This is a genomic window from Mitsuaria sp. TWR114 (assembly GCF_007997345.1).
In genome coordinates this window covers 1-9,540 of record NZ_VOSR01000275.1, presented here as the reverse complement: position 1 = coordinate 9,540, position 9,540 = coordinate 1, and the positions used below count along the sequence as shown (strand labels likewise).

Genomic DNA, 9,540 nt, shown 5'->3' with positions numbered 1-9,540 from the left:
GCCAGGCCCAGGCCGCTGCCGGTGACCTTGGACTCACTGCCGCGCTCGAAGCGGCGCAGCGCGCGCTCGCGCTCCTGCGGCGGGATGCCGGGACCGTTGTCCTCGACCTCCATCCGCGACCACTCCCCGTCGCAGCCGGTGCGCACCGTGATGCGCGGCGCCGGTCCGGCGTAGTTCAGCGCGTTGTGCAGCACATTCGCCAGCAGCTCGCGCAGCAGGAAACCCTGGCCCAGCGCGGGCGCGCTGTCCAGCTCGAACTCGATGTCCGCGCCCGACTGCAGCGCGCGCGGCACCCAGTCCTCGGCCACCTGGGCCGCGATGTCGCGCAGGTCCAGCGGCTGCTCGCGGCCGCCGGGTTCGGCCTCGGCGCGCGCGATCGAGAGCATCTGCGTCGCCAGCCGCGCGCTGCGGTCCACCGAGCCCTGCAGGCGCTTGAGCACCGGCTCCATCTGCGGGTCGTGCGGCTCCAGCAGGGCCAGGTCGATCTCGGTGCGCAGCGAGGTCAGCGGCGTGCGGAGCTGGTGGGCCGCGTTGGCCAGGAAATCCTGCTGCGCCGACGACGCCCGCCGCAGCCGCTCGAACAGCCGGTTGAAGGCCGCGATCAGCGGCCGCAGCTCGCCCGGCACGTCGGGCTGCAGCGGCTCCAGGCGCGCCAGGTCGCGCTGCTCCAGCTCGGCGCTCAACCGCGCCAGCGGCCGCAGGCCGCGATAGGTCGCCCACCAGCCCGCGCCGGCCAGCAGGATCGCCATGCCGCCGATCAGCAGCACCACGACCACCGCCAGCTGCCGCTGCAGCGCATCGCGCTTGTTGAGGGTCTCGGCGACCAGGATCTGGCAGACCGAGCGGCCGCAGGTGGCGCCCAGCGCCGCGGCGCGCAGCGACTCGCCGTCCAGCGTCGCCAGCGTGAAGAACCATTCGTTGGGTTTGCGCCGCGGCAGCTGGAGCCGCGCCAGCGGCGCGTCGCCGAGCAGCACCTCGCCGGCCGGGTCGAGGACGAGGTAGTAGATCCGGTCGGTGCGGTCGAAGCGCAGCGCGCGGTCGGTCGCGCCGGAGACGTCGACGAACACGGTGCCGTCGCGCTCGCGCAGCAGGCTGGCCACGGCCAGCGCGGTGTCGCCCAGCGCCTGGTCGAGCCAGGAGATGGCCGTGTCGTGCATCACGTCGTAGAGCACCAGGCCGGCGGCCGGCACCGCCACCAGCACCGGGGCCATCAGCCAGATCAGCAGCCGCTGCTTGAGACTGAAGGTGCGGTGGCGCGGCGTGTCGCTCATGCCGCGCGTCAGGCCTTCGCCGCCGGCGCGGCGGGCATCTCCTCGAGCAGGTAGCCCAGGCCGCGCACGGTGCGCAGCTGCAGCCCGGCCGGCTCGATCTTGGCGCGCAGCCGCGAGACGCAGACCTCGATCGCGTTGTCGCTGACGCCCTGCTCCCAGCCGTTGCTGGCCGAGGCGATCTGCTCCTTGGCCACCACCTTGCCGGCACGCGCCAGCAGGAAGCCCAGCACGTCCCACTCGCGCGCCGACAGCGCCAGCGGTTCCTCGGCGATGAAGGCGCGGCGCGCCTCCAGGTCCATGCGCAGCGTCGACAGCCGCAGCTCGTTGCCGGTGCGCGCCTGGCTGCGGCGCACCAGCGCGCGGGCGCGGGCGATCAGCTCGCTCAGGGCGAAGGGCTTGACCAGGTAGTCGTCGGCGCCGCTGTCCAGGCCCTGCAGCCGGTCGGCGAGCAGGTCGCGCGCGGTCAGCATCAGCGCCGGGATCGACACGCCGCGCTGGCGCAGGCCGCGCAGCCAGTCCAGGCCGGAGCCGTCCGGGAGCTGCCAGTCGACCAGCAGCGCATCGAACTCCTCATGCTGGCGCGGCAGCAGTTCGGCCAGGCGGCGGGCCCAGGTCACGGCATGGCCTTCGTCGCGCAGGAAATCGCGCAGGGCCTCGCCAAGCAATTCGTCGTCTTCGAGCAGCAGGAGTCGCATGGGCGTGCGGCGGGCAGCCGCGGGAAAGGAGGCCGTCGGGCCGAAAACGATACCAGCGGCCACCGGTTGGTCCGGCCGCGGCGCGCACTGTGCGGACTGTCGCAGAACTTCAGCCGGCCTTCAGCTTGGCTTCAGTCGAACTTCAGGGCGGCGGTGCCCACTGCGAGGCCGTGAACACGCCTCCCCTCTCCCCCTTGCCGCTGGGCGCCGGATCGGCGTCCGCGCCCGTCCTTTCCCCTGTCGGCGCGCTGCGCCTGCCGGACCTGCGCCGCGGCTGGCTGGTCGCGCTGGCGGGGCTCACTGCGCTGCTGCTCTGGGATGCGGCCGGCTGGGACCTGGCCGTGGTGCGGCTCTTCGCCGATGCGCACGGCTTCGCGCTGCGCGACCACTGGCTCACCTCGGGCCTGCTGCACCAGGGCGGGCGCTGGGTGGCGACCGGCCTGGCGGTCGTGTTGCTGATCAACGCGCTGCGACCCCTGTGGCCGGGACTGACGCGCCGCGAGCGCTGGGGCGCCGTCGCGCTGACAGCGGTCAGCCTGGTGCTGATTCCGCTGATGAAGCAGGGCAGCAACACCAGCTGCCCGTGGGACCTGGCCGAATTCGGCGGCGTCGCGCATTACGTGTCGCACTGGCGCTTTGGCGTCGGCGACGGCGGACCGGGGCACTGCTTCCCATCGGGTCATGCGAGTTCCGCCTTCGCCTTCTTCAGCCTCTTCTTCATGCTGCGCCGCGCCTATCCGCGGCAGGCGCGGATCGCACTGGGCGCGGTGCTCGTGTTGGGCACGCTGTACGGCCTGGCGCAGATGGCGCGCGGCGCGCATTACCCCAGCCACACGATGTGGACCGCCTGGATCTGCTGGACGCTCGCGGTCGCTGCCGCGCCGGCGCTGCGAGCCCGCGACGCCGACGCGGGTACATGAGGGATTCATCGACCTGACGGCCCTGGCCTCCCAGAATCGGCGCTCCCTCAACCGACTCTGGAGAGATGCGATGGGCAAGAAGCTGCTGCTGCTGGCGGGCGACTACGTCGAGGACTACGAGTTGATGGTGCCGTTCCAGGCGCTGCAGGCGGTGGGACACCGGGTCGATGCCGTCTGTCCGGGAAAGAGGGCCGGCGATTTCGTGCTCACGGCCATCCACGACTTCGAGGGCGCGCAGACCTACTCGGAGAAGCCGGGCCACCGTTTCACGCTGAACGCCAGCTTCGACGCGATCAAGCCGCAGGACTACGACGGACTGGTGATCCCGGGAGGCCGGGCCCCCGAGTACCTGCGCACGATGCCTGGCGTCCTGCCGCTGGTGCAGCACTTCTCCCAGGCCGACAAGCCGATCGCCGCGATCTGTCACGGCGCGCAACTGCTGGCCGCCGCCGGCATCATCCGTGGCCGCAAGGTATCGGCCTACCCCGCGTGCGCCGCGGAGGTGGAGCTGGCTGGCGCCAGTTATGCCGACATCCCGGTCGACCAGGCGGTCACGGACGGCAAGCTGGTCACCGCGCCCGCCTGGCCCGCGCACCCCGCCTGGATCGCCCAGTTCCTGCAGGTGCTCGGCACAAAGATCAGCCACTGACTCCTCCCCCAAAGTCCCCGCTCGCAAAACCGTCGAAGGACGGAGGTGATGGGGGACGGCAGGGCGTGGGGTTTTGGCGCTCGCCGCCAAGGCCCCATGCCCTGGCGGCCAACGCCCCGGCCTGCGCATGAACTCCACCTGCGCCCTCCGCCGACCCATGAAAAATGGGCCCACATGGGGCCCATCCACTCCGTAACCGCGAGAAACCCGCGGCTGTGGATCAGGGATACAGACCACGCTCTTCACGGGCCTGCAGCACGCGCGTGCAAGCGACCGTGAACGCCGCCGTCCGCAGCGGGATCTTGTGCTGCTCGGCCGTGTCCCAGATGCCCTTGAACGCGCCGACCAGGATCTTGTCCAGGCGGACGTTGATCTCGTCCTCGGTCCAGAAGAACGACGAGAAGTCCTGCACCCACTCGAAGTAGGAAACGGTCACGCCGCCCGCGTTGGCGATCACGTCGGGGACGACGATGATGCCGCGGTCCGCCAGCACGGCGTCGCCGTCGGGCGTGGTCGGGCCGTTGGCGCCTTCCAGCACCAGGCGGGTCTGGACGCGCTTGGCGCGCTCGCCCGACAGCTGGCCTTCCAGCGCGGCGGGGATCAGCACGTCGGACTTCACGTCCCAGAAGTTCTCGTTGTCGATGCGGTCCGCGCCCTTGAAGCCGGCGACGCCGCCGGTGTGGCCGACGTGCTCCAGCAGCGAGGCCATGTCCATGCCGCTGTCGTTCTGGATGGTGCCGGTGTGGTCTTGCACGGCCACGACGATCGCGCCGTTGGCGGCGAACATCTTGGCGGCCACCGAGCCCACGTTGCCGAAGCCCTGCACCGCGACGCGGGCGCCTTCCATGTTGATGTTCAGGCGGCGCATCGCTTCGCGGCCGACGACGAACACGCCGCGGCCGGTGGCGGCCACGCGGCCCAGCGAGCCACCCAGCGGGATCGGCTTGCCGGTGACGACGCCGGTGGCGGTGGCGCCGACGTTCATCGAGTAGGTGTCCATCATCCAGGCCATGATCTGGCCGTTGGTGTTGACGTCAGGCGCGGGGATGTCCTGGGTCGGGCCGATGATGATGCCGATCTCGCTGGTGTAGCGGCGGGTGACCTTTTCCAGTTCCTTCAGCGACAGCGTCTTGGGGTCCAGGCGGATGCCGCCCTTGGCGCCGCCGTAGGGCAGGTTCACCGCGGCGTTCTTGACCGTCATCCAGGCCGACAGCGCCATCACTTCTTCCAGCGTGACGTCCGGGTGGTAGCGCACGCCGCCCTTGCCGGGACCGCGAGTCAGCGAGTGCTGGACGCGGTAGCCCTCGTAGTGGGCGATGGTGCCGTTGTCGAGTTCGATGGGGATGTCCACGATCAGCGCGCGCTTGGGGCGGCGCAGCGTTTCCACCCAGCGGGCCAGCTTGCCCAGGTAGGGCTCGACGGCGTCGATCTGGGACAGGTAGGTGCCCCAGGGACTGTTGCGCGTGGGGGAAACGAAACTCAGGTTGGGCATGAAATGCTCCGTAACTTTTCGGTGGCGCGAACGGTACCCCGAAGCCCTGCGCGTCCGCCACGTCCGGCAAAGCCGAGTACACATGCGGGCATGCGCCCGATGCATAAGGCGGGTAGTTTGCGCCTGACGCGTGACCAAAGCCAGCCCCGTCCCGCAGCGGCGGACCGCGCGTCGCGACCCGCGCCCGCTTGGCTGGGGCGCCGCTCGCCGGCCCTATGGCGAGGCCTGTCCTTGCTGCATCCGGGGCCGCCTGGGGCCGGGGGGCCAGTACCATCGCCGCCATGCTTTCCGCGCTGGACCTGACCCTCATCTACCTGATCGCCGCCGTGCTGGGCGTCGTGGTGTGCCGCTCGCTGAAGCTGCCGCCGATCCTGGGCTACCTGGTGGTGGGCGTGCTGATCGGTCCGAACGCGCTGGCGCTGGCCAGCGACGTCCCCGGCGTGCAGCACCTGGCCGAGTTCGGCGTCGTGTTCCTGATGTTCGCGATCGGCCTGGAGTTCAACCTGCCCAAGCTGCACAGCATGCGTGCGATGGTGTTCGGGCTGGGGCTGCTGCAGGTGGTGGTGACGATCGGCGGCACCATGGCGGGCAACCTCTTCCTGCGCTGGTTCTTCGGCCTGATGGGCTGGCCCTGGGACCTGGGCTGGCAGGGCTCGCTGGTGCTCGGGTCCGCGATGGCGATGAGTTCCACCGCCATCGTCGTGAAGCTGATGGCCGAGCGGCTGGAGCTCGAGAGCGAGCACGGCCGGCGCGTGATCGGCGTGCTGCTGTTCCAGGATCTGGCCGTGGTCCCGCTGCTGGTGCTGATCCCGGCGCTGGGCGGCAGCGGCACGCAGATGATCGAGTCGCTGGGCTGGGCGGCGCTGAAGGCGACGCTGCTGCTGGTGCTGCTGCTGACCGGCGGCCAGCACCTGATGCGCCGCTGGCTGACGCTGGTGGCGCGGCGCAAGAGCCAGGAGCTCTTCATGCTCAACCTGCTGCTGGTGACGCTGGGCCTGGCCTGGCTGACCGAGCATGCGGGGCTGTCGCTGGCGCTGGGCGCGTTCGTCGCCGGCATGCTGATCGCGGAGACCGAATACAAGCATCAGGTGGAGCTGGACATCCGGCCCTTCCACGACGTGCTGCTGGGGCTGTTCTTCATCACCATCGGCATGCGGCTGGACTGGCAGACGCTGGTCTTCCAGTGGCCGCTGGTCATCATCCTGACCCTGGTCCCGACGACGGCGAAGTTCGTGCTCGTGGCCGGGCTGGCGAAGCTGTTCCGCGCGCCGACCGGCGTGGCGCTGCGCACCGGCCTCTACCTGGCGCAGGCGGGGGAATTCGGCTTCGTGCTGCTGACGCTGGGCGCGCAGCACAACCTGATCGCGGCGCAATGGGTCAGCCCGGTGCTGGCGGCGATGGTGCTGTCGATGCTGATGACGCCGCTGATCATCGAGCACAGCAACCGCATCGTGATGAAGCTGTCGGCCAGCGACTGGTTGCTGCAGTCGGTGCAGCTGACGACGATCGCGAAGAAGTCGATCAAGACCGATGCCCACGTGATCATCTGCGGCTACGGCCGCAGCGGGCAGAATCTGGCGACGCTGCTGGAAGCGGAGCACATCCCCTACATGGCGCTGGACCTGGATCCGGACCGGGTGCGGCAGGCCGCGGCAGCGGGCAAGAGCGTGGTGTTCGGCGACGCGGCGCGTCTGCCCAGCCTCATCGCCGCAGGCCTGACGCGCGCGAGCGCCGTCGTCATCTCGTACCACGACACGCCGTCGGCGCTGAAGGTGCTGCACGAGGTGCGCGGGCATGCGCCGCATGTGCCGGTGGTGGTCCGGACGATCGACGACACCGATCTGGAGAAGCTGCGCGCCGCCGGCGCCACCGAGGTGGTGCCGGAAGCGATCGAAGGGTCGCTGATGCTGGCCAGCCATGCGCTGGCGCTGGTCGGCGTGCCGATGCGGCGGGTGCTGCGCATCGCGCGCGATGCGCGGGACCGGCGCTATGGGCTGCTGCGCGGCTACTTCCATGGGGCGGACGACGACACCTCGGAGGAGCGCGATCAGGCGCGGCTGCAGTCGATCAGCTTGCCGATGGCGAGTGCGCTGGAGGGCCGCACGCTCGGGGAGCTCGGGCTGACCGGATGGGGCGTCAGCGTGCTTTCGGTGCGCCGTCCCAACGGCGCGGTCAAGGACGCGAGCGACGAGCTGGTGCTGCAGGGCGGGGACACGCTGGTCATCTCCGGCACGCCCGAGGCGCTCGCGCGCGCCGAGCACGGGTTGCTGGTCGGCTGACGCCGCCCCGCGCGGGATCTGCCACTCCGAGAACTCCCTCGGCGAGGGACTCATTCAGTTCAATTTCGCAACGCGAGCTGCCGTTCGCCCACGGCTTCCGACATCACTGCCGGCATCAGCAGTCTCGAGCCCTCGCGGCTGAGGTGGCCCTGGTCGCGGTAGAGCGGCACGCCGTCGCGCTCGACCTGGCAGCTCGTGCCGTCGCACAGCAGTGGCTCGAAGCGCAGCACCGGCAGCCGCGCATCCGCCTTCGCGAGCGCCTCGATGAACGCATGCTCGGAAGCGCGCCGCTGTTCGTCGTCCTTCACATCGATCACGCAGCCCGGTGTAGCGCCGATCGTCCAGCGACGCGCCTGCCGGCGTTCCAGGCAGCCCGCGATGTCGAACGGGGCGGAAGGCGGTGGCGCCACCACCATCACCCGCTTGCCCATCGCCTTCAGACGCTTCAACGTCTCGGCCATGTCCGCCAGCAGGGCCTCTCTCATCGCCCGCTCGCCGCGCACCCGTCCGTCGTCCGACGCATCGCCGCGCGTGCGCTGCAACTCGTACTTCGACGCGTCCAGGTACTGCGTGAGCAAGCTGGACAGCACCACGGTCTCGATCTCCGGATGCCGCGCCAGCCAGCGCAGCACCGATGCGTTGAAGGCCTGGCACTGCTCGATCCACGGCGAAGCGAAGCTGTTGCCGCGGCCCAGTCCCGGTCGCACTGGCGTCAGCCCGGGGAACGGGCCGCAGGAGGACTTCGTCGCCTGCGCCAACCCCTGGTCGCTGGCCACGCGGACCAACCCCGGCACCAGGTGCATCGCGTAGGAATCGCCCCAGACCATCCAGCGCGCGCCCGGCCGCGTGCGGCAGTCCTCGCGGCCGTCGAAGGGCTCCTCGGCATCGCAGTTGGCCGACAGGCCGTAGTTGGGCTTGCGCAGCTCGACGAAGTCGATCGCCCCCGGCGCCGGCTTGTGCAGCGCCAGCACGATGCCTCCCAGCGCCAGCGCCGCCGTGCCGCTGCCCAGGATCCAGGCCCCGCGAGGCCCGGTCAGCGCCGCCTTGGCTGGCCGTTCGACGCCACGGTGCAGCAGCCACGCCAGCGGGAACGACAGCAGCACCGCGCCGATGCGCCAGGCCATCAGCGCCTGCGGATCGGCTTTCAACCCGACCCAGGCGTTGTGCAGGATCGCGATCAGCGGCCAGTGGACGAGGTACAGCGCATACGACCAGTCGCCGATGCGGATCAGCGGCGCCGCGACGCGCGGCCAGCGCTGGGGCTCGCGCAGCAGCAGGACCAGGGTCGCCAGGCCGACGACCAGCGCCGCCGGCCCCGGGTGCGCGGTGCCGAAGAACTGCGGCGCCGCGGGGACGACAAGCAGCAGCGCCCATGACGGCAGCGTCAGCGTCCTCAGGACGCGCTGACAGCGCAGGGCGCGCGCGTCGGCCGTGTCGGCCAAGGACCTCGCCGTCGCCGTTGCTGTCGCCATCGACGCCGACACGGACGTCATCAGCGCGCCGATCGATCCCAGGCCCAGTTCCCAGGCCCGCGTGGGCAGCAGGTAGAACGCACCGCCGGCGTCGATCGGCTGCCACCACACCAGCAGCGCCAGGCTGCCGAGCGTCACCGCGATGGCCGTCGCCGTCCGCAGCCGCGCGGGGCTGAAGACCAGCAGCGCGGGCAGCACCAGGTAGTACTGCTCCTCCAGCGCCAGCGACCAGAAATGCAGCAGCGGCTTGAGGTCGGAGGCGCCCTCGAAGTAGCCGGTCTGCTTCCACAGCACGAGGTTGTTGGCGAAGCCCAGCGCGCCCAGCAACTGGCCGACGAAGTCGATCTGCTCGCGGCGGTTGAGCGCCCACGGCACGAGGAGCAGCGTCGCGCCGAGCACCACGTAGGCCGACGGCAGCAGACGCCGCGCGCGCCGGCCGTAGAAGGCGCGGAAGGAGAAGTCGCCGCGCCGCAGCGCGCGCTGGATCAGGCCGGTGATCAGGTAGCCGGAGATGACGAAGAAGATGTCGACGCCAAGGTAGCCGCCCGACGCGCCGGGGATCTGCGCGTGATAGAGCAGCACCCACAGCACGGCGACCGCGCGCAGTGCCTGGATGTCGTCGCGCAGCGGCGGCTCGCCGGCCGCGTGCGGGCCTGGCGGGCGATGAGGAGAGAGCGGAGCGGGGCTTGTCACCAAGGCGTCAGGACGGAGGCGGGGAACGAAGGCGGCACGGGTGCGCCGCTGCACGGCACGGCACGGCAC

7 protein-coding genes are annotated in these 9,540 nt (G+C 70.8%); 3 read left to right on the top strand and 4 right to left on the bottom strand.

The features are described from left to right. Both FUT87_RS11830 and FUT87_RS11825 read right to left on the bottom strand, forming a co-directional pair. Nucleotides 1–1,271, bottom strand: a 1,271-nt coding sequence (locus tag FUT87_RS11830) for a sensor histidine kinase (RefSeq protein WP_147241140.1), incomplete at its 3' end; no start/stop codon positions are given. 8 nt (nt 1,272–1,279) lie between these two features. Further along, the gene (locus FUT87_RS11825) at nt 1,280–1,966 is read right to left on the bottom strand and encodes a response regulator transcription factor (RefSeq protein ID WP_147241139.1); all 687 of its coding nucleotides are present in this window, start codon (nt 1,964–1,966) and stop codon (nt 1,280–1,282) included. Between the two features lie 170 nt (nt 1,967–2,136). Here FUT87_RS11825 and FUT87_RS11820 point away from each other — a divergent pair, with 170 nt between their 5' ends. Both FUT87_RS11820 and FUT87_RS11815 read left to right on the top strand, forming a co-directional pair. Beyond that, nucleotides 2,137–2,886, top strand: a complete 750-nt coding sequence (locus tag FUT87_RS11820) for a phosphatase PAP2 family protein (protein ID WP_255511783.1) — start codon at nt 2,137–2,139, stop codon at nt 2,884–2,886. 70 nt (nt 2,887–2,956) lie between these two features. After that, nucleotides 2,957–3,535, top strand: coding sequence for a DJ-1/PfpI family protein (locus FUT87_RS11815; protein WP_147241138.1), 579 nt, complete (start codon nt 2,957–2,959; stop codon nt 3,533–3,535). A gap of 220 nt (nt 3,536–3,755) precedes the next feature. Here FUT87_RS11815 and FUT87_RS11810 read toward each other — a convergent pair whose 3' ends face one another. Further along, nucleotides 3,756–5,027: a Glu/Leu/Phe/Val dehydrogenase gene (locus FUT87_RS11810; protein WP_091729933.1), complete on the bottom strand. Its 1,272-nt coding sequence runs from the start codon at nt 5,025–5,027 to the stop codon at nt 3,756–3,758. 281 nt (nt 5,028–5,308) lie between these two features. Here FUT87_RS11810 and FUT87_RS11805 point away from each other — a divergent pair, with 281 nt between their 5' ends. Continuing rightward, complete coding sequence (locus tag FUT87_RS11805; protein ID WP_147241137.1) at nt 5,309–7,306, top strand: monovalent cation:proton antiporter family protein; 1,998 nt, start codon at nt 5,309–5,311, stop codon at nt 7,304–7,306. 59 nt (nt 7,307–7,365) lie between these two features. On the opposite strand, the gene FUT87_RS11800 is transcribed toward FUT87_RS11805, so the two are convergent. Beyond that, entirely contained in the window at nt 7,366–9,471 is a 2,106-nt protein-coding gene (locus FUT87_RS11800; RefSeq protein WP_186830493.1) for an acyltransferase family protein, read from the bottom strand. Nucleotides 9,472–9,540: the final 69 nt, after the last annotated feature.

Excerpts from the sequence above, each read along its gene's own strand:
- FUT87_RS11810 (WP_091729933.1), bottom strand. The coding sequence starts at position 5,027 with ATGCCCAACCTGAGTTTCGTTTCCCCCACGCGCAACAGTCCCTGGGGC.
- FUT87_RS11805 (WP_147241137.1), top strand. The coding sequence starts at position 5,309 with ATGCTTTCCGCGCTGGACCTGACCCTCATCTACCTGATCGCCGCCGTG.
- FUT87_RS11825 (WP_147241139.1), bottom strand. The coding sequence starts at position 1,966 with ATGCGACTCCTGCTGCTCGAAGACGACGAATTGCTTGGCGAGGCCCTG.
- FUT87_RS11815 (WP_147241138.1), top strand. The coding sequence starts at position 2,957 with ATGGGCAAGAAGCTGCTGCTGCTGGCGGGCGACTACGTCGAGGACTAC.